This is a genomic window from Enterobacter sp. CP102 (assembly GCF_025152625.1).
Taxonomy (GTDB): domain Bacteria; phylum Pseudomonadota; class Gammaproteobacteria; order Enterobacterales; family Enterobacteriaceae; genus Enterobacter; species Enterobacter soli.
The window spans coordinates 3,996,374-4,015,428 of record NZ_CP104014.1; the positions used below are offsets into that span (position 1 = coordinate 3,996,374).

Annotated in this window: 23 protein-coding genes; 11 read left to right on the top strand and 12 right to left on the bottom strand. The window is 53.8% G+C overall.

Translation table 11 applies throughout. The features are described from left to right. Positions 1 to 102 precede the first annotated feature (102 nt). The 3 genes from N1249_RS18820 to N1249_RS18830 all read left to right on the top strand — a co-directional run bounded on the left by N1249_RS18820 (position 103) and on the right by N1249_RS18830 (position 1,295). Positions 103 to 435 carry a glycine zipper family protein gene (locus N1249_RS18820; RefSeq protein WP_259831990.1) on the top strand — a complete coding sequence of 111 codons (333 nt, stop codon included), beginning with the start codon at positions 103 to 105 and terminating at the stop codon, positions 433 to 435. Between the two features lie 188 nt (positions 436 to 623). Then, a complete protein-coding gene (locus tag N1249_RS18825; protein ID WP_259831991.1) occupies positions 624 to 956 on the top strand; it encodes a type II toxin-antitoxin system RelE/ParE family toxin in 333 nt (110 codons plus the stop codon). Positions 957 to 968: 12 nt separating this feature from the next. Continuing rightward, positions 969 to 1,295 carry a DNA-binding protein gene (locus N1249_RS18830; protein ID WP_259831992.1) on the top strand — a complete coding sequence of 109 codons (327 nt, stop codon included), beginning with the start codon at positions 969 to 971 and terminating at the stop codon, positions 1,293 to 1,295. Positions 1,296 to 1,330: 35 nt separating this feature from the next. Here the strand turns inward: N1249_RS18830 and N1249_RS18835 are convergent, their stop codons facing one another. The 3 genes from N1249_RS18835 to N1249_RS18845 all read right to left on the bottom strand — a co-directional run bounded on the left by N1249_RS18835 (position 1,331) and on the right by N1249_RS18845 (position 2,779). Continuing rightward, the gene (locus N1249_RS18835; RefSeq protein WP_259831993.1) at positions 1,331 to 1,603 is read right to left on the bottom strand and encodes a hypothetical protein; all 273 of its coding nucleotides are present in this window, start codon (positions 1,601 to 1,603) and stop codon (positions 1,331 to 1,333) included. Between the two features lie 180 nt (positions 1,604 to 1,783). Continuing rightward, positions 1,784 to 2,233 (bottom strand): hypothetical protein, encoded by a 450-nt coding sequence (locus N1249_RS18840; RefSeq protein ID WP_259831994.1) that lies wholly within the window; start codon positions 2,231 to 2,233, stop codon positions 1,784 to 1,786. A gap of 291 nt (positions 2,234 to 2,524) precedes the next feature. Then, positions 2,525 to 2,779, bottom strand: a complete 255-nt coding sequence (locus tag N1249_RS18845) for a hypothetical protein (RefSeq protein ID WP_259831995.1) — start codon at positions 2,777 to 2,779, stop codon at positions 2,525 to 2,527. A gap of 192 nt (positions 2,780 to 2,971) precedes the next feature. Here N1249_RS18845 and N1249_RS18850 point away from each other — a divergent pair, with 192 nt between their 5' ends. Next, the gene (locus N1249_RS18850; RefSeq protein ID WP_259831996.1) at positions 2,972 to 3,955 is read left to right on the top strand and encodes a sensor domain-containing diguanylate cyclase; all 984 of its coding nucleotides are present in this window, start codon (positions 2,972 to 2,974) and stop codon (positions 3,953 to 3,955) included. Beyond that, a complete protein-coding gene (gene fucR / locus N1249_RS18855; protein WP_259831997.1) occupies positions 3,952 to 4,668 on the top strand; it encodes an L-fucose operon activator in 717 nt (238 codons plus the stop codon). Before N1249_RS18850 ends, fucR begins: the two co-directional genes overlap by 4 nt. Here fucR and N1249_RS18860 read toward each other — a convergent pair. From N1249_RS18860 to yghX, 3 genes are all read right to left on the bottom strand, one after another. Further along, on the bottom strand, positions 4,650 to 4,937 hold the full coding sequence (locus N1249_RS18860) for a DUF2623 domain-containing protein (protein ID WP_259831998.1): 288 nt from the start codon (positions 4,935 to 4,937) through the stop codon (positions 4,650 to 4,652). The genes fucR and N1249_RS18860 overlap by 19 nt on opposite strands. Positions 4,938 to 5,037: 100 nt before the next feature. Further along, positions 5,038 to 6,675 (bottom strand): methyl-accepting chemotaxis protein, encoded by a 1,638-nt coding sequence (locus N1249_RS18865; RefSeq protein WP_259831999.1) that lies wholly within the window; start codon positions 6,673 to 6,675, stop codon positions 5,038 to 5,040. Positions 6,676 to 6,790: 115 nt separating this feature from the next. Further along, complete coding sequence (gene yghX, locus N1249_RS18870) at positions 6,791 to 7,678, bottom strand: YghX family hydrolase (RefSeq protein WP_217186944.1); 888 nt, start codon at positions 7,676 to 7,678, stop codon at positions 6,791 to 6,793. Between the two features lie 82 nt (positions 7,679 to 7,760). On the opposite strand from yghX, the gene N1249_RS18875 reads away from it, so the two are divergent. Next, entirely contained in the window at positions 7,761 to 8,801 is a 1,041-nt protein-coding gene (locus tag N1249_RS18875; protein ID WP_259832000.1) for an aldo/keto reductase, read from the top strand. A 61-nt stretch (positions 8,802 to 8,862) separates the two neighbouring features. Here N1249_RS18875 and N1249_RS18880 read toward each other — a convergent pair whose 3' ends face one another. After that, on the bottom strand, positions 8,863 to 9,351 hold the full coding sequence (locus N1249_RS18880) for a TIGR00645 family protein (protein ID WP_259832001.1): 489 nt from the start codon (positions 9,349 to 9,351) through the stop codon (positions 8,863 to 8,865). A gap of 79 nt (positions 9,352 to 9,430) precedes the next feature. Further along, positions 9,431 to 9,934, bottom strand: a complete 504-nt coding sequence (locus N1249_RS18885) for an ESA_00282 family adhesion-associated protein (RefSeq protein ID WP_014071751.1) — start codon at positions 9,932 to 9,934, stop codon at positions 9,431 to 9,433. Positions 9,935 to 10,037: 103 nt separating this feature from the next. On the opposite strand from N1249_RS18885, the gene N1249_RS18890 reads away from it, so the two are divergent. After that, entirely contained in the window at positions 10,038 to 10,442 is a 405-nt protein-coding gene (locus tag N1249_RS18890; protein ID WP_259832002.1) for a hypothetical protein, read from the top strand. Next, entirely contained in the window at positions 10,435 to 10,890 is a 456-nt protein-coding gene (locus N1249_RS18895; protein ID WP_259832003.1) for a cytoplasmic protein, read from the top strand. The genes N1249_RS18890 and N1249_RS18895 overlap by 8 nt, the downstream gene beginning before the upstream one ends. Here N1249_RS18895 and N1249_RS18900 read toward each other — a convergent pair. The 3 genes from N1249_RS18900 to exbB all read right to left on the bottom strand — a co-directional run bounded on the left by N1249_RS18900 (position 10,887) and on the right by exbB (position 14,464). Next, complete coding sequence (locus N1249_RS18900) at positions 10,887 to 12,338, bottom strand: methyl-accepting chemotaxis protein (protein ID WP_259832004.1); 1,452 nt, start codon at positions 12,336 to 12,338, stop codon at positions 10,887 to 10,889. The genes N1249_RS18895 and N1249_RS18900 overlap by 4 nt on opposite strands. 962 nt (positions 12,339 to 13,300) lie before the next feature. Then, entirely contained in the window at positions 13,301 to 13,726 is a 426-nt protein-coding gene (gene exbD, locus N1249_RS18905) for a TonB system transport protein ExbD (protein WP_259832005.1), read from the bottom strand. Positions 13,727 to 13,732: 6 nt separating this feature from the next. After that, positions 13,733 to 14,464 carry a tol-pal system-associated acyl-CoA thioesterase gene (exbB, locus tag N1249_RS18910; protein WP_259832006.1) on the bottom strand — a complete coding sequence of 244 codons (732 nt, stop codon included), beginning with the start codon at positions 14,462 to 14,464 and terminating at the stop codon, positions 13,733 to 13,735. A 251-nt stretch (positions 14,465 to 14,715) separates the two neighbouring features. On the opposite strand from exbB, the gene metC reads away from it, so the two are divergent. Then, the gene (metC, locus tag N1249_RS18915; RefSeq protein WP_259832008.1) at positions 14,716 to 15,903 is read left to right on the top strand and encodes a cystathionine beta-lyase; all 1,188 of its coding nucleotides are present in this window, start codon (positions 14,716 to 14,718) and stop codon (positions 15,901 to 15,903) included. A 142-nt stretch (positions 15,904 to 16,045) separates the two neighbouring features. Next, complete coding sequence (gene yghB, locus N1249_RS18920; RefSeq protein WP_166717940.1) at positions 16,046 to 16,705, top strand: DedA family general envelope maintenance protein YghB; 660 nt, start codon at positions 16,046 to 16,048, stop codon at positions 16,703 to 16,705. A 49-nt stretch (positions 16,706 to 16,754) separates the two neighbouring features. Here yghB and N1249_RS18925 read toward each other — a convergent pair whose 3' ends face one another. Next, on the bottom strand, positions 16,755 to 17,654 hold the full coding sequence (locus N1249_RS18925) for an AraC family transcriptional regulator (RefSeq protein ID WP_259832009.1): 900 nt from the start codon (positions 17,652 to 17,654) through the stop codon (positions 16,755 to 16,757). 194 nt (positions 17,655 to 17,848) lie between these two features. Between N1249_RS18925 and yqhD the strand changes: the two genes are divergently transcribed. Then, positions 17,849 to 19,012 carry an alcohol dehydrogenase gene (gene yqhD / locus N1249_RS18930; protein ID WP_259832010.1) on the top strand — a complete coding sequence of 388 codons (1,164 nt, stop codon included), beginning with the start codon at positions 17,849 to 17,851 and terminating at the stop codon, positions 19,010 to 19,012. Positions 19,013 to 19,055: the final 43 nt, after the last annotated feature.

Consider the following 19,055-nt stretch of genomic DNA (forward strand, 5'->3'; position numbering starts at 1 on the left):
GTGCTTTGGGGGTAGGTAAACAAGCATTATTGGCCTACCGGGTATTTGGACCGACTGGCAGACTTCACGGCGATGTTTGATTTACGACTACAAGGAACCGTCATGAAATACCTCAAAACCACGCTTCTCCTCACCACCCTTATCGTTTCTGCCTCCACCATGGCGATGGATAAAACCGCCGCCGGTGTGGTAGCAGGCGCTGCCATTGGCGCCGTTGCAGGCAAAGATGTGAAGTCTACTGTAGGTGGCGCAGTCGTCGGTGCGGGTACAGGGGCAATGTTCAAAAACGGCGATAAAGGTAAAGCCGCGCGTAAAGGCGGTGCTGTCGGTGCTGCCGTTGGCGCGGGCGCTGCGGCCGTAACCGGTAAGAGCGTGCTGAAAGGGGCGGCCGTCGGTGCTGGCTCTGGCGCGCTGATTGGTGAAGCCACGCACTAAAAACCTCGCCGGGCGGCACTGCGTTTGCCCGGCCTACGCACATCCCTCGTATAGCCTGCCCCCTGTTCCTTTTTTGCGATCAGCTTTCAGAATTAACAACGTTATCCTGCCATTATGCTGAGAACGGTTGTCTGTCGTAGCCTGAAGGTTACAATACATTTGCATATCGTAAACTACAGGCTACAATAATGGCTAAGGTTAAGCACTATACAACAGCAGATGGATATGACCCTTTTGATGCATATTTACGCAGCGTGAAAGATCCCATAGCAAAAGCGATGATCGCTACACGCGTCGCCAGAATGTCCACAGGCAACTATGGTGATTGCAAGCCATGCAGAGAAAGTGTTTCAGAGCTTAGGATTGACCAGGGACCCGGCTATCGCGTCTATTTTAGTGAAGTCTCAGACCCCACCGATGGAACAGTCAGTCTGGTGCTGTTGACCGGTACGAAAAAAAAGCAAAATGCAGATATTGCCAGAGCCGTTGAGTATCTCAACGACTATAAGCGCAGAGTATAAGAGGTAATCGTAATGGCTAAATCAGTACTTCATGATGATGCAATGGTTCAACTCCTGAAAGATTCCCCGGATTTCGCACCGGTTTACCTTCATCAGGCGTTCATTGAAATTGACGAGCCTGGGGGGTATGAAGCATTTATGCTCGCATTACGCCATGTTATTGAAGCCTCTGGCGGAATGACCGTGATTGCAAAACGTGCGGGCATTTCCCGGGAATCGCTTTACAAATCACTTTCTCCCAACGGTAACCCTTCGTTTAAGCGAATCGCAGAAGTGGCATCCGCGACGGGATACCCGATCTCCCGAATCGCATCTGCCGGCCTACGCGCATCGGCGTAAGAGGCGCACAGCGTACGCCCGAAGAAGTGCCAATCTTAATGGTGATCATCATACTGATGTTCAATCACCATCCCTTCCGCCACGCTCGCCACATGGCGTGCACGCGGGTGATAAACCGGCGCAGGTGCAGCATAGGTGGTGGGTGCGGGGGCCGGCGCAACGGCCACTGCCTGGGGGACCGTGGTCGATGACGGGACAATCACCACTTTATAACCACTCGGCACATCCACGGTGACGCTTTGCGCCATTGCCGAATTGGCCATGACTAACCCGGCCAGAGCGGCCAGCAAAATAAAGAGATTCTTCATAGTAAATTATATTCCAGGTACAATTCAGAAATAGAATTATGAAGAACCTTTCTTAAGACAATATTAATTTTCGTTCTTTGCCATGTGCAGAAAATGCCAAATTTATTGTTACATTCATAAATATAAAAAAATAGTACAGGCCGGGTAAGGCGCAGCCGCCACCCGGCAACTTACGGATTTTTAATTAATCGCGATATTCCCTTCCAGCGTATTTAGCCAGCGCGGCGCTTTCAGCGTATCGGCGAAATAATCCACCAGTTCACAGAGCAAACTTTCCATAACCGCTGCCATCTCTGGTGGCAATGCCCGGCTTATCAACAACTGCGTTAATACCTGACAATACTGCGCCAGTTGGTCACTTTCAGGCTCAAAAGCAGGCAGGCGCGACGGCAGATCGTCCACGGTGAAATGCGGGATTAAGTGTGCCGGAACAGGCTCGTGCAGCGTAGGTTGCAGCAGCGCAAGACAGGCAGAAAGACGCCCGCAAAGCGCCAGTTTTTCGGTGATGTCTTCGCATTCCACCAGAGAATAAGCGTACTGCTCGCAGTTATCCGCCAGCTCGGTGAAATCGGTGGTATTGGCAAAGGGCGTGGTAAATAACGCGTGTGTCTGGGTTGGGGTTGTAGCCATGATGGCAGCCTCCTGTAATTTGCATTTATCTGCCACCAGAGAGGCTAATCTCATGGTGGCAGAACCGAGCGGAGTTAGCCTTACCGGCATTACAGGAAACCGGCGCGTCTTGCGACGCCCCCGCCCGGCCCGCCATTGAGGTGTAACCGTGCGCACGGCATATTACTATGCCGCCTGTAATTTTACCCGAGAGGCTAATCCCGACGCCTGATTTTGCAGGCGCGGCAAAAAGATACTGCGATTAAGACGAGGCGACAAGGGGCATTCCCGGAAGCCGCCTCGCAAAACGGATCAATACTTTATGTCCCGCGCTTTTTGCCGTCCGGCCTGTTTCATTTGCCGCTTGTCCTGACGGCAGTCGTGATTACTCTGGTTGTTGTTAACCACACAGGTTTGCTTCACATGCCGGGACGCTTCACGGGTATCCTGCCGCGTATCACGCGCTTCACGGCGCTGTTGCCCCTGCTCGGTTGCGCTAACCGTAAAAGAGCACAGCATAATAAAGATGAATGAGAGGAATGTAATGGCAGATGCAGATCTGTTCATAGCAACACCTTTTAAAAGATGGGCCGAAAATACATCAGGGATCGCCAAAGAATAGCACTTGCGGAGATAGCTAAATGGCACGTTAATCACCTTGCGCTCGACTTAACGCAAATCACCTTCTTTTTTCAACATCATATTTACAAGCACGTCTAAACTGGCAAAAATCATTCTTATTTCCCGAAGAATCGTCGCATGTCAGAACAGGCGCTAAAACAGCAGATTCAGAATCTGAAAAAGCATAACGCCCGGCTTGCCAGGCTGGCGCGTGACGCCCGCAGCAAACTCAGCGCCGCTCTCGACGGCACGGGTCTGTGTCTGTGGCAGCTCGACGTACCTACGGGAAAACTGATTATTTATAACCGCCGCTGGGGCTCTATGCTCGGCTATCAGCCCAAAGAGCTGAACGCACAGTTTGAGGTCTGGCGCGAACATCTTCACCCGGAAGATAAACAGCAGGTACTGGACGCCTTCTACGATCACCTGAACGGCAAAACGCCCTTCTACGAAGCATTGCACCGGATGCAGCATAAAAACGGCACCATTACCTGGGTGCTGGACCGGGGTCGCGTCAGCGAATGGGACGATGAGGGGAATCCCCTCAAGGTGACCGGCACCCACATCGACATGACCAAAGAGAAGCAGTATGAAGAACAGCTCGCACTGCTTGCCAACCACGACCCACTCACCGGCCTTGCCAACCGCCATGCGCTGATCCAGCATTTTGCCGAGCTAAAAGCTATCGGCCCGCTGTGCGTGGCGTTTATCGATCTCGACGACTTTAAAGCCGTGAATGACACTTTCGGCCACCGCAGCGGCGATGAACTTTTAATTCAGCTCAGTCAGCGCCTGCGCAGGAGTTGCCCGGAAGGCACGATTGTCGGCCGACTCGGTGGAGATGAATTTGTGCTGCTGCTGCCCTTCCCGCTCTCCAGTTTACTGGTTAACAGCACCGCGCACAGTTGCCTGCGGGCGGCGCTGATGCCGTTCGAACTGGATAACGGCGAGGCGCGGGTGGGCGCATCGATTGGGATTGACGAAGTGCAAGCGCTGGATGATTTTGTGAATGCGCTCAGACGCGCGGATCAGTCGATGTACCAGATTAAACACACCGGGAAAAACGGCGTGGCAATTGGCACAACGCTTATCTCTATCTCACGCACCGGAACGGACGCATGAAGGAAAGCCGACAGCAAAGCATCGTTGAACTGCTGAGCAACAGCGACTGGCTCACCACCGACGCGCTGGCAGAGCATCTCGGCGTCAGCAAAGAGACGATCCGTCGCGATCTGAGCGGCCTGCAACAGCAGGGGAAGATCCTGCGCCAGCACGGACGGGCACGGCTGATCCACCCCGACAGTCGCGATAGCGGCGAGCCATTTGGCGCGCGGCTCAAAAGCCATTACGCCGATAAAGCCGATATTGCCCGGCACGCGCTGAAATACATCAGCGAAGGCATGACGATTGCGCTGGATGCCAGCTCAACCTGTTTTCATCTGGCGCGACAGCTGCCTGACCTGGAGCTGACGGTTTTTACCAACAGCCTGCCCATCTGCCATGAAATGGCCCGCCGCGAGAAAATCACGCTGATCTGTTCCGGCGGAACGCTGGAGCGCAAGTACCGCTGTTACGTCAACCCGGCGCTGGTAACCCAGCTCAAAGCGCTGGAAATAGACCTGTTTATCTTTTCCTGCGAAGGCGTGGATGAGCAGGGCATCATGTGGGACCCGGTTGCGCACAACGCCGCGTTTAAAGCACAGCTGTTAAGCCGCGCCAGCCAGTCTTTGCTGCTGATCGACAAAAGTAAATTTCAGCGTTCGAGCGAAGTGAAAATCGGCCAGCTTTCGCAGGTGACGCATGTCATCCAGGGCTGTCAGCCTTCCAGACGATAGCCTGCCATAAAATAGCGCAACACGGTGCTGGAGTGGCTCTCTTTGAAGAAGTCCATCACCATGTCCCGCTCCAGCCCGTAACGGCGGGTTAAAATCCCCGCTTCCCACGCGCTAAGCTGACGATCGCCGGTTTTCTCAAACATCCGGTGCGAAAAGCCCAGCACAAACCCACGCTTATAGTCAGCACAGAAGTGCGCCACATTTTTCGCAGTGTCGGCCTGCGCTGCCCGCATTCCCGCCATCAGCCCTTTGCCAAAATGGTTTTCCATCGCTTTGCCCTCAATCGCTATATATTAAATTATATAGCGATATTTTGAGCGATAGCCAGAGATAATTAAGGCCGCACAAGGCGGCCTTCAGGATGGAGATTTAGAACGAAACCCAGTCGTCCGGCGTCGCCGCAGGTTTAGCACGTGCGGGAGTTTTGAGCGGGGTGGCAGCAGCCTGAGTTTGTGGCTCCTGGGCTGATAAGCGGAATTTCTGCACCGAGCGTTGCAAATCTTCGGTCTGGCGCTCCAGCGCGGATGCCGCAGCGGAAACTTGTTCCACCAGCGAGGCGTTCTGCTGCGTTACGCCGTCCATCTGGCTGATGGCCACGCCAACCTGCGAAATACCTTTGCTCTGCTCTTCCGATGCGGACGCAATCTGCTTCATAATGGTGGTCACTTCGGTGACGGCACGCAGAATCGCTTCCATGGTGGTGCCGGTGTCATTAACCAGCTGCGCACCCTGCTCCACGCGGTTGACGGAATCGGCAATCAGCCCTTCGATCTCTTTTGCCGCATTGGCGCTGCGGCTTGCCAGGTTACGCACTTCACCGGCGACAACCGCAAAACCACGCCCCTGCTCGCCTGCGCGCGCCGCTTCTACCGCGGCGTTAAGCGCCAGAATGTTGGTCTGGAAAGCAATGCTGTTGATCACGTTGGTGATTTCAGCGATTTTCTTCGAGCTGTCGGAAATACCGCTCATGGTGGTGACGACATCATCCACCAGCGAGCCTCCGCGGCTGGCGGTGGTTGACGCCACATCTGCCAGCTGGCTGGCCTGACGCGCGCTTTCGGCATTCAGCTTCACCGTTGCGGTCAGCTGCTCCATGCTGGCCGCCGTCTCTTCCAGCGCGGCGGCCTGCTCTTCAGTACGGGAAGAGAGATCGTTGTTACCGCTGGAGATTTCCGTCGCACCGCGCCAGATATTTTCACTGCCCGAGCGGATTGTGCTTACGGCTTCACGCAGGCTGTCCTGCATGGCGCTCAGCAGCGGAACCAGCTGCCCCACGCAGTTGCGGCCAAAAGGTTCAATCGGATGGCTGAGGTCGCCCTGCGCAATCTGGCGGAACTGCTGACGGATACGATCCAGCGGTTTGACCAGCATCGCCACCAGGTAGCGGTCGGTGAAGAGCAGGATCAGCAGGCCAATAATGGTGGCAGCGATAATCACGGTGCGGGTCATGGTGGTCAGGCCGTCGACCACCACACGGGTGGAGTCCAGACGGTCGCCCGCGGCTTTGTTAAAACTTTCTGCGGCAGCACCAAACGCGCGGCTCAGCGGCGGAGTAACGTTGTTCGCCTGCTGGCGATAGCCGTCCAGTTGCCCCTGCTGCGCCTGCTGCATCTGCGGTGCAATACCCTGGTCGAGCAGCGCCTGCCAGGAGCTGATCACCTGAGCGGAAACCTGCTCATCCATAGGGCCTGGAGAGATGGCCTTCATCTGCTCCAGCTTTTTGCTCATGTTCTCCAGCGCCTGCTGTGCAGATGCCAGGTCAGGGTTACCCCCGCTGGCTTTGACTTCCATCGCGCGGCTCAGGCGCGTAACAAAGCGGAAATACTGATCGTTGCCCTGGCTGAGCACCGTCATCTGCTGCACCAGCTGTCTGTCAACTTCGTTGCCGTCAGACACCCGGGAGAGCGACCAGGTGCTGTACAGGCCAACGCCTGCCCACATTAAACAAAAGATCCCCAGTATCGTCAGCATGACGAAGCGGATCGTGAAATTACGAAGCATCTGCATAGAGTGTTCCTTGCCGTGAGGGTGAATTCGCCCAGAGGCGAGACTTACCCTCGTTATCGGCAGATGCTGCGGAAAATCTAACCTTTTATGATGAATTTTGGCGGCGTTTTTTTAGTCAATTCAGGTACTTTTCAAACCAGCTTAACGTTCGCTTCCAGGCAAGCTCCGCTGCGGGTTCGTCGTACCTTGGGGTAGAATCGTTGTGAAATCCGTGGTTTACGCCCGGATAGATGTACGCCTCGTAAACTTTATTATTCAATTTAAGCGCTGCTTCATAGGTAGGCCAGCCCTCATTAATATTTTTATCCAGCCCGGCATAATGCAGCAGAAGTGGCGCTTTTATTTTCGGAACATCTGCCGCGGCGGGCTGGCGTCCGTAAAACGGCACAGCGCAATCCAGCTCCGGGTACGCCACTGCGGCGGCGTTTGACACACCTCCGCCGTAGCAAAATCCGGTTATCCCCACTTTGCCGCTGGCATCCGGGTGCTTTTTCATAAACTCGACGGCGGCAAAGAAGTCGTTCATCAGTTTTGTCGGGTCAACCTTCTGCTGCAAAACTTTCCCTTCTTCGTCATTGCCCGGATAACCACCCACCGAGCTTAAACCGTCTGGCGCCAGCGCGATGTATCCGGCTTTTGCCACGCGTCTTGCCACATCTTCGATATACGGATTAAGACCCCGGTTTTCATGAACCACCACCACGGCAGGGACTTTTCCGCTGGCTTTAGCCGGCTTCACCAGATAGCCACGCACTTCACCGTGGCCGTTTGGCGAGGGGTAGTGAATATATTCAGGCAGGATATCGGGATCGGTGAATTTGACCTGCTCTGCCAGCGCGTAGTTGGGTTTGAGCATATTGAACAGGGCCAGCGCCGTTACGCCCCCCACGGCGTAGCGAGCCGCGAGATTCAGGAACTCGCGTTTGTTGATTTTACCGTGGGCGTAGTAGTCGTAATAGTCGAGCAATTCCTGTGGAAAATCTTTGGCGGTCAGGCGCGTCATCGCTTATCTCCATGAATTGTGATTTGATAAGCATAGAATGAAAACGTTGTTTCGAAAATTCATCGACAAGAAAGGAGACATCATGTCCTGGCACCCTTACTCCGGCCGCTATGAAAATATGCAGTACCGCTACTGCGGAAAAAGTGGCCTGCGTCTGCCTGCGCTGTCACTTGGCCTGTGGCACAGCTTTGGCCACGTTCAGGCGCTCGATTCCCAGCGCACGCTGTTGCGTAAAGCCTTCGACCTTGGCATTACCCATTTTGACCTCGCCAACAACTACGGCCCGCCTGCAGGCAGCGCCGAAGAGAATTTTGGCCGCCTGCTGCGCGAGGATTTTGCCGCGCATCGTGACGAGCTGATTATCTCCACCAAAGCGGGCTACGACATGTGGCCGGGGCCGTATGGTTCCGGCGGTTCACGTAAATATCTGCTCGCCAGTCTCGACCAGAGCCTGAAGCGTATGGGCGTGGAGTATGTGGATATTTTCTATTCCCACCGCGTGGATGAAAACACGCCAATGGAAGAGACGGCCTCAGCGCTGGCGCACGCCGTACAAAGCGGCAAAGCGCTGTATGTGGGCATCTCCTCCTACTCAACCGAGCGCACGCAGAAAATGGCCGAGCTGCTGCGCGAGTGGAAGATCCCGTTGCTTATCCATCAGCCGTCCTACAACCTGCTCAACCGCTGGGTGGATAAAACCGGGCTGCTGGATACCCTGGCGGAAAACGGCACCGGCTGTATCGCCTTTACGCCGCTGGCGCAGGGGTTGCTGACGGGGAAATACCTGAACGGTATTCCTGATGGCTCGCGGATGCAGCGCGAAGGCAAGAAAGTGCGCGGCCTGACGGAAAAAATGCTGACGGAAGCTAACCTCAACAGCCTGCGTTTGTTGAACGAGATGGCCCACACCCGCGGGCAGTCCATGGCACAAATGGCCCTGAGCTGGCTGCTTAAAGATGAACGCGTGACGTCGGTGCTGATTGGCGCAAGCCGCCCGGAACAGCTGGAAGAGAACGTCCAGGCGCTGAATAACCTGCGCTTTACGGACGATGAGCTGAAGCGGATTGACCAGCATGTTGCGGATGGAGAGTTGAATCTGTGGCAGGCGTCGTCGGATAAATAGAGCGGTCTGTTACCCTCACTCCTCAGCCCTCTCCCCTTTGGGGTGAGGGCTGAGGGGGACTTTATTTCTTACTGATCTTATCCAGATACCCCATCAAAAACGCCGACAGCACAAACGTCAGGTGGATAATCACATACCACATCAGCTTGTTATCCGGGATATTCTTCGCGTCCATAAACACGCGCAGCAGGTGGATGGAAGAGATGGCCACAATCGAGGCGGCGACTTTGTTCTTCAGCGACGAGGCATCCATTTTGCCCAGCCAGCTCAGTTTTTCTTTATGCTCGTCGATATCGAGCTGAGACACAAAGTTCTCGTAGCCAGAGAACATCACCATTACCAGCAAACCGCCCACCAGCGTCATATCCACCAGTGACAGCAACACCAGGATCAAATCGGATTCAGCAACGGAAAAAATGTTGGGTAAGACGTGAAAAATTTCCTGAAAAAACTTAATGCTCAGTGCGACCAGTGCCAGAGAAAGGCCGAAATAGACGGGTGCCAGTAACCAACGAGAGGCATACATTGCATTTTCAAAAAAGCGTTCCATAAAGTCCTTTGTGCAAAAGAAATAAGCGCAGTATATCTTAACGGCGCTTACTCTTTGCAACAACTAACCAACAAAACACCTACACATCATCCGGGTTTACTTCAGGGCGTGCATATTCAGGCCATACCAGCACAACCAGTTCCGGGTACGCTTCCAAGCTGAACTCGCGAAAGCACTGACGCAAATTTAAAACATCCAGATCGGAATACGACACTTTCTCACCATTAAGACAACGCTTCTTGATATTGTCGTAATATTTATACACAGCGGAATTCAGGTCGCTGCAACGGCGCTGAGCTTCAAACAGCCCTGGCGTGTCATTAATTTGCGACATCTTCATGCGTTTTATTGTGGCATGAAGAAAGTCGATATATTCGTGGTTAACTCGCCAGTACCAAACTGGTGTCACAGAGTTCATCAAAACGGAAAAATGATCTTCCCCTTCCTCTTTGCTCATCAGTTCAGGTTTAGGCGGTTCACTGGCGTCCTTCGACACTTTCGTTTTATTGAACTCTTGCATCAATAAAAGAACACCAGCGGTCAGTAATAGTAATGTGATGACCGTAAAAAAAATGCTGTTCATGGGTAGGCTCCATTTTTTTTGATTTTAAAATTGCCTCATGTTATTGTCAACGAATCTCACGCCTTTACCAACCCCACCCTTTTGAAATTAAAGGAAATTAAAAATGCTGCCCGACAATCTTGTCCCGGCTAAGTACCACATTGCGCCTGTGGAACAGCAACCGGCGAAAGCAGAAAAAGAGGCTAATTTCACTCAAGGGAAAAGAAAACTCTCTGATTTTGAAGCAGACATATTAATTGGTGTTTCCCGTACCGGGAAGTCTCGTAATATGTTGCTGGAAGAGCACGATCGTCATATAAAAGACCGGTTATTTCGCGTTGTTAAAATCGAAGCCTTTGTTCACCTTCTGGATGACTTGCAGGCCGAGGGCGAAATAGATGCCCAGACACTAAGTCAAATAATGGTCGAAAAAACAAAAGAAATAAATGAAGCCGGCAATGAAATTTGGCTTAATTTAATTACCCGCGAAAAAAACAACCCTATTTTTTATAACCTTGGGGATGATTAACGTGAAAGGTACTGAAGATAACAATGTCTATTTGACTTTAGATGACAAAAAAAGTGACGAGTTTATCTTAGAGCAAAATCTGGAGGCATTGCGAAACACAAAAAATGTGGAAATGACGCGTATTACGCAAGATTTGGTTTCAATACCCGCTACGCTGGTGCGTCTGAAATGGCAGAACCGCCGCGAGATTTATGCGCTCCAGGTTAAAGAGGAGATTTACGGCGCAGTGATTAATGCGTTGATTGAGCAGCGGCCAGAGCTAAAAGAGAAGATCCTCGGGCGTCTGGAAGCCAACTACCAGTACCTGCTGGCCAAAGAAACGGCCACCCTGCGTCTGACCCGCAAACTCTCCGACGGCGAATACCGCACGTCGAATGTCACCTATGTCGCGCTGAATGAAGACGCGCTGGCATCTAAAACCAACGCGCCCGCTGAACCAAAAAGCTAATCAAATCTAAATACCGCTATCGCCTCTTTTAACTGCCCGGTCTGCTGCTGTTGCTGCTCGGCAACCTGTATCGTCTGCGCGACATGCCGCACATTCTCCTGCACGCTGGCATCAATACTGGCAATACTGCCGTTCATTTGCGCGATGCTGGCCCGTTGATCTTCACTCATCTGCGAAAGCTCCTCCAGCAGCGAACGTAATCCATCGATGCTCTCAATAATGGATTTCATCGTCTGTCCGGCCTGCTCAACGTGCTCCACACCCTGCTGCGTGGTCGTCTGGGAGATTGTCAGCAGCTGACGGATCTCTTTTGCCGCCTCTTCACTGCGCTGGGCCAACGTGCGCACCTCAGAGGCCACCACAGCGAACCCTTTCCCGTGCTCCCCTGCTCTTGCCGCCTCGACAGAAGCATTGAGCGACAGAATATTCGTCTGGAATGCAATACCGTCAATCAGCTCAAGAATGGCGTAAATTCGCCGGGACTCTTCACGGATCTGATCCATGGCCGCGACGGCCCGGCGAACGTTCTCGCCCCCCCGTTCTGCCACCTCGCTGGCACTCAGCGCCATCTCCCGCACCTGAATGGCCTTCTGGCTGGTCTGGGTCGCCACGGTGCTGAGATGCTCCATTGCGCTGGCCGCCGTCGCAAGCGATGACGCCTGATGGTCGGTTCGCTCTGAGAGTGCGCTGTTACGCTGCCGCAATGCCCGTGAGGCCTCCAGCAGTTGCCCGATATTGGCGCTCACCTGCTCAAGCGTGGAACGCATTGTGCCAAGCGTCAGGCTGAAGGTGCGGGCGAAAGAGGAGTCGGCAGGCTCGCTATCCACCGCCAGCGTCAGATAACCTGGTTCGCGGTTAATAACCCCCGCGAGCCTCGCCACCTCGCTGGCCGAACGGGCATCCTGCTCCATGCGTACCGCCATCAGGACAAGAATGGCCGTCTGTACCACCACAAACAGGCCGTGGAAGACCACCATATGAAAACCGGTGTGCATAAAGACCACCACGCCGTACAACCCATTTTCCTGAAGATAATTAAACACCAGATGGTGCAGCGCGATAACCGCAGCACCCATCACCAGCGGACGCCAGTCACGCCAGGCCAGCAGCGCCGAAAGCAGGACAAAAACAGAGAAGTGATATTCCGTCTCCCCTTCGCCCAGATGGATAAGCAGCGCGGAAAACGCCATCAGAACGAAGGCAAAGCTCAGGCGCAGCAGCAACGAGCCGGGGAAAAGCACCGCCAGCAGAGTCGAGCCACAGCTCAGCAGAGTGCTGATAATCGCCCCCTGCGCCATATTGTCGTTCATATATCCCACGCACAGCGAAACGCCCCACATGGCCCAGATAAGCACCAGCATTAAGCGGTCAGCACGTTGTCGTATTGCAGATAAAGAGATGAGGTCGCGTTGAGGTGCGTGCGGGTGCAGCCATGTCGTCATCGCCATAGAGAGTCTCTTGCTGTGCAGGTGAAATAAGCCCTTCAAAAGAAGGTATTTTTTATTATCTGTTTTAAGCGTAGTGGGTATATCCCACGATGCCATTTCAGTAAAAAGATATATTCTGATAAGGCAGCCGAATACTGATATTTTCTTAACTATCAATAGATTATTTACTATGGCTTTATTGATAAATAAATATGAAGAGTGGGGATATACAGCAGAAAAAAAGCTGGCTTTCGCCAGCTTAATGCCAGTCAGTTAAGCGATATTAAGCCACTCTGTTATTTTAGTGGCATCGTTCCGTTCACTCAGACTTTCCTGCTACCTGCATAATCCGCTGCGGTGAACGTGCTAAGGGGGCTGCCGCCGCCCCCTTAGCAATCCCGGCTCCCGGCAAAGAAAATCGCCGCTTCGCGGATTGTTCGCCCCATCCCTGGGGCTCACCCCTTCGGGGCCAGCGCAAGCGCTGTCCAAAATTGCTCCTGGCAATTTTGTCCTCAGCTTATTCCTTCCGGCTTATCAGGGACGGGCGGAGGTAACTTCCCTGTAAATCCGCCCTCTCGGCGCATCCATGCGCCTCGCCCCGGCCTTCAGGAAACGCTTCGGCGATTTTCAGCCGGACTCACGCACCCTCAACCTTCTCTGCGGCCTGAAAATGGCACGGATGTTGAGTCCCGCTGAAATCGGCGAACCGGAGACCGGATGACAAGGGCTGGACGCCATGGATGGCGGCCAGAGGCGAAATGAGACAGGATGTCGAGTCGAGCCGACCGCAGGCAGACGGTCGGGAGGTGAGCGCAGTGCGAAGCACCGATTTCATTGCGGGCCGCGGGGATTGATAAGGGGGCCGCGGTGGCCCCCTTATCCCGTTCACAGGTTCTGAACAAATTATTTTCTGCTGATATTAAGGTGAACGGAATCATGCACCGTGCTTAACTGACAAGCATTAGGCTTTCGCCAGCTCACTTTTATTTGACGGCGGCTTTTTCTTCGCCGACCAGGCCAATCTTCAGGTAACCCGCCTGATGCAGCGTGTCCATTACCTTCATCATGGTTTCATAATCAACCGTTTTATCCGCGCGGAAGAAGACGGTGGTGTCTTTCTTCCCGCCAGTAAGCTGCTCCAGCGCCGGGATAACTGATTCATCCGTCACCGGGTCATTGCCCAGGAACATGGATTTATCGGCCTTCACCGACAGATAAATAGGCTTTTCCGGGCGCGGCTGCGGCTGGCTGGAAGAGGCCGGCAGATTCACCTTCACGTCAACCGTCGCCAGCGGCGCCGCAACCATGAAGATAATCAACAGAACCAGCATAACGTCAATAAACGGCGTCACGTTGATTTCATGCATTTCGCCGTTATCGTCCAGATTTTCGTTAAGACGCATTGCCATAGCTAATCAACCTGCACGCAGTTTCGACGCCGCGTGTACCGGTTTAACGGAGCTGGCGTTAAGGTCAAGGTCACGGCTTTGCAGCAGCAGAACCTGCGCTGCCACGTCGCCCAGAGTGGCTTTGTAGCTGCCAATCATACGCGCGAAGACGTTGTAGATAACCACCGCAGGAATTGCCGCCACCAGGCCGATTGCCGTTGCCAGCAGCGCTTCTGCGATACCCGGCGCCACAACCGCCAGGTTGGTGGTTTGCGTCTGGGCAATGCCGATGAAGCTGTTCATGATGCCCCACACCGTACCGAACAGACCCACGAACGGGGAAATCGCACCGATAGTGGCCAGATATCCATTACCGCGGCCCATATGACGGCCAACAGCGGCGACGCGACGCTCCAGACGGAAGCCGGTACGTTCTTTAATACCTTCGTTATCTTCACTGCCTGCGGAGAGTTCCAGCTCGTTCTGAGCTTCGTTTACTAACAGGGTGGTCAGGCTTTTCGTGTGGAAGGAAGAGGTCATATCAGAAGCCTGATCCAGCGAACGGGCTTCTGCCAGCTGCTGCTGTTCGCGCTTGAGGCGACGCTTCTGCGAAATGAGCTCAACGCTCTTACTGAAGAAAATAGCCCAGGTGACAACGGACGCCAGAATCAGGCCGATCATCACAATCTTAACCACGATGTCAGCATGATGATACATGCCCCAGACGGAGAGATCCGCCTGCATCAAATTATTACCCACTCTGTATCTCCAGGACGCAAATCACAAAATCTGAGCGTAATAATATCAAAACGACGTCGAATTGATAGTAGTTCTCATTAGTATTTACATACTGCCGTAATTTTCGCTCACTTTCCTTGCGCTTACGCAGTAAAAATTTCTTATGCGTATTTTTCATAAAATTTTCTGCTTATTCGATAAGCATCCGGGTGCACATTTTTTCAATCGTGGTAGTCTGGACGTCCAGACGTATAAAAACAGGGTTGGCGAACATGACTAAGAAGCAGCTTGATACCACGCTTGTGCAGGCAGGACGCAGCAAGAAATACACACTGGGATCGGTGAACAGCGTGATTCAGCGGGCCTCTTCACTGGTATTTGATACCGTTGAGGACAAAAAAATCGCAACGCGTAACCGTGCCAAAGGCGGGCTGTTTTACGGTCGTCGCGGGACGCTGACCCATTTTTCCCTGCAGGAAGCCATGTGCGAACTGGAAGGCGGCGCAGGCTGCGCACTGTTCCCGTGTGGGGCTGCGGCGGTTGCCAATACCATTCTGGCGTTTGTGGAACAGGGCGACCATATCCTGATGACCAACACCGCCTATGAACCAAGCCAGGACTTCTGCACCAAAATTCTCAGCAAGCTCGGCGTCACCACTGGCTGGTTTGATCCGCTGATTGGTGAAGGCATCGCCGAGCTTATTCAGCCAAACACGCGCATCGTGTTCCTGGAATCTCCGGGCTCTATCACCATGGAAGTGCATGACGTACCTGCCATTGTGAAAGCCGTGCGCAGCAAAGCGCCGGAAGCCATCATCATGATCGACAACACCTGGGCGGCAGGCGTGCTGTTTAAGGCGCTGGATTTCGACATTGATATCTCTATTCAGGCCGCAACCAAATACCTGATTGGCCACTCCGACGGTATGATTGGCACCGCCGTGTCCAATGCCCGCTGCTGGGATCAATTGCGTGAAAATGCCTATCTGATGGGGCAAATGGTTGATGCCGATACCGCCTACATGACCAGCCGCGGGATCCGTACGCTGGGCGTGCGTCTGCGTCAGCATCACGAAAGCAGCCTGAAAATCGCTGAATGGCTGGCGCAGCACCCGCAGGTTGAACGCGTCAACCACCCTGCGCTGCCGGGCAGCAAAGGCCACGAGTTCTGGCAACGTGACTTTACAGGCAGCAGCGGGTTGTTCTCATTCGTTCTTAAAAAACGGCTGAATAACGATGAGCTGGCAAGCTATCTGGATAATTTTGCCCTCTTCAGCATGGCCTACTCCTGGGGCGGCTTTGAATCACTGATCCTGCCAAACCAGCCAGAGCAGATAGCAGACCTGCGCCCGGGCGGCGAGGTGGACTTCAGCGGCACCCTGATCCGCCTGCATATTGGTTTAGAAAATGTGGACGATTTAATTGCGGATTTAGCGGCAGGATTTGAGCGTATCGTGTAGAGTGCTGGCTGAAAATGTACTCCTGGACTCTTTTGTGAACACCGCCACCAGAAAAGTCTGCATTAGTTGCGCCCGCGATCAAACCCAGCGGGCAAATCAGGGTGTACAATAGCGCTATATCTGCTGTTCCACAGGAAAGTCCATGGCTGTTATTCAAGATATTATCGCGGCACTCTGGCAACACGATTTTGCCGCGCTGGCGGACCCACATGTCGTGGGAGTTGTCTATTTCGTGATGTTCGCGACCCTGTTTCTGGAAAATGGATTACTGCCAGCCTCATTTTTGCCCGGTGACAGCCTGCTTCTGCTGGCCGGCGCGTTAATCGGAAAGGGTGTGATGGACTTTACCCCGACGATGGTCATTCTCACCTCTGCTGCCAGCCTGGGCTGCTGGTTAAGCTATTTGCAGGGCCGCTGGCTCGGCAATACGCGCATGGTGAAGAGCTGGCTGTCGCAGTTACCTCATAAATATCATCAGCGTGCGACCTGCATGTTTGACCGGCACGGCCTGCTTGCGCTGCTCGCCGGGCGCTTCCTGGCGTTTGTCCGCACGCTGCTGCCGACAATGGCCGGTATTTCAGGTCTCTCGAATCGCCGCTTCCAGTTCTTTAACTGGCTGAGTGGGCTGCTGTGGGTCGGTGTAGTGACCTCACTCGGCTACGCACTGAACATGATCCCGTTTGTGAAACACCATGAAGATCAGGTAATGACTTTCCTGATGATCCTGCCGATGTTCCTGCTGGTCGCGGGACTGGTGGGTACGTTGATTGTGGTGATCAAAAAGAAGTATTGCAGTGCGTAATTGACTAAAGCCGGGTGGCGGCTACGCCTTACCCGGCCTACATTTCCCGTCAGGCTCCCTGCATCATTCTGATGCGTGAAGCATCTTCCCCCGGCGTCACGCCGAAGTAGCGCTTAAACTCCCGACTGAACTGCGACGCACTTTCATACCCAACCCGCATTGCCGCCGCACTGGCCTTCATGCCGTCGTGGATCATCATCATGCGCGCCTTATGCAGCCGGTATGTTTTCAGGTATTGCAGCGGCGAGGTGCTGGTCACTGATTTAAAATTATGATGGAACGCCGAGACGCTCATGTTCGCTTCCGCCGCCAGCTGGTCAACGCTGAGGTTTTCCGTGTACTGGCTTTCTATGCGCTTAAGCACGCGGCTTATCAGGCTGAAGTGCGTCTGGCGGCTCACCAGCGCCAGCAGCGCCCCGCCACCCGGCCCCAGCAGCACGTGATAAAGAATTTCGCGGATAATCTGTTTACCCAGGATGCGGGCATCCAGCGGCCTTGCCATCACATCCAGCAGGCGCTCGATAGCACAGAGGATCTCGTCCGATAACGTAGCCGAGTTAATCCCGCTTGCCGCCATCGACGGCTGGAACAACTCGTCCTCGCCGATCTCCATCAGCAGCTCCTGCAACTGAAGGATATCGACATTTAAGCGAATACCGGCCAGCGGAACGGCCTCTGTCGCGAAGGTTTCACATTCAAAGGGTAAAGGTACTGTCAGGAGCAGATATTCATTGGCGTCGTAACGGAACACGCGCTCATTGATATAGCCAATTTTATGGCCAGAGAAGAGAAAAACGATGCCCGGCTGGTACATCACCGGCGTACGCGTACCCGGCTGGGTGCCGTAGAGCAGGCGAATATCCGGCAGCAGCTCACCTGTATTATTTTCTTTTTCTATCAAATGGTTAATCTGAGAGGTTAACTGAAGGCAAATCTCTTCGCGGTTCATTTTTAGTTACTCCGGGTACGGTTTCCGACCTTAACAGTGTGCGCAGTTTTTCGCTGTTTCTCCAGCGCTCTGTAGAAATGGGCAAGACATCGGCAGGAATGTGCATTGAGAGGATGGCGCGTGCCCGCCACAATGTGCAGCATCAGGTAGCCATCGCGCCACCACGATTTTTCACCCACGATAGGGAACGAGCAATGAACAATTTTAATCTCCACACCCCAACCCGCATTCTGTTTGGTCAAGGCGCTATCGCCGACCTGCGTGCACAAATCCCGGCTGACGCCCGCGTACTCATCACTTACGGCGGCGGTAGCGTGAAGAAAACCGGCGTGCTGGATCAGGTTTACAGCGCTCTGGAAGGTCTGGACGTGCGTGAGTTCGGCGGTATTGAGCCAAACCCATCTTATGAAACCCTGATGAACGCGGTCAAAATTGCCCGCGAAGAGAACATCACCTTCCTGCTGGCTGTTGGCGGCGGCTCCGTACTGGACGGCACTAAGTTCATCGCAGCTGCAGCACATTATGCAGACGGCGTTGATCCGTGGCATATCCTCGAAACCCGCGGCAGCGACGTGAAAAGCGCTATCCCAATGGGCTCGGTCCTGACCCTGCCTGCTACCGGCTCTGAATCCAACAAAGGTGCCGTTATCTCCCGTAAAACTACGGGCGACAAACAGGCCTTTATGAACGATCACGTACAGCCCGTGTTCGCGATCCTCGACCCGGTTTACACCTACACCCTACCTGCGCGTCAGGTCGCTAACGGTGTTGTGGACGCGTTTGTTCACACCGTTGAACAGTATGTGACTTACCCGGTTGACGGAAAAATTCAGGATCGCTTCGCGGAAGGTATTCTGCTGACGCTGGTAGAAGATGGTCCGAAAGCACTGCAAGAGCCTGAAAACTACAACGTACGTGCCAACGTAATGTGGGCCGCAACTCAGGCACTGAACGGCCTGATCGGCGCAGGCGTTCCGCAGGACTGGGCAACCCACATGCTGGGCCACGAACTGACGGCGATGCACGGTCTGGATCACGCACAAACGCTGGCGGTGGTGCTGCCTGCGCTGTGGAACGAAAAACGTGATACCAAGCGCGCCAAACTGCTGCAATACGCTGAGCGCGTGTGGAATATCACCGAAGGCTCAGAAGATGCACGTATCGATGCCGCAATCGAAGCGACCCGCAACTTCTTTGAAGGGCTGGGCGTTCCGACGCGTCTTTCTGGTTACGGCCTGGACGGCAGCTCCATCCCTGCCCTGCTGGCAAAACTGGAAGAACACGGCATGACGCAACTGGGCGAACATGGCGACATCACGCTGGACGTGAGCCGTCGTATCTACGAAGCGGCGCGCTAAGCGTTTTTATCATCCCGCCTTTCGTTTTTTGACATTTCGTCCA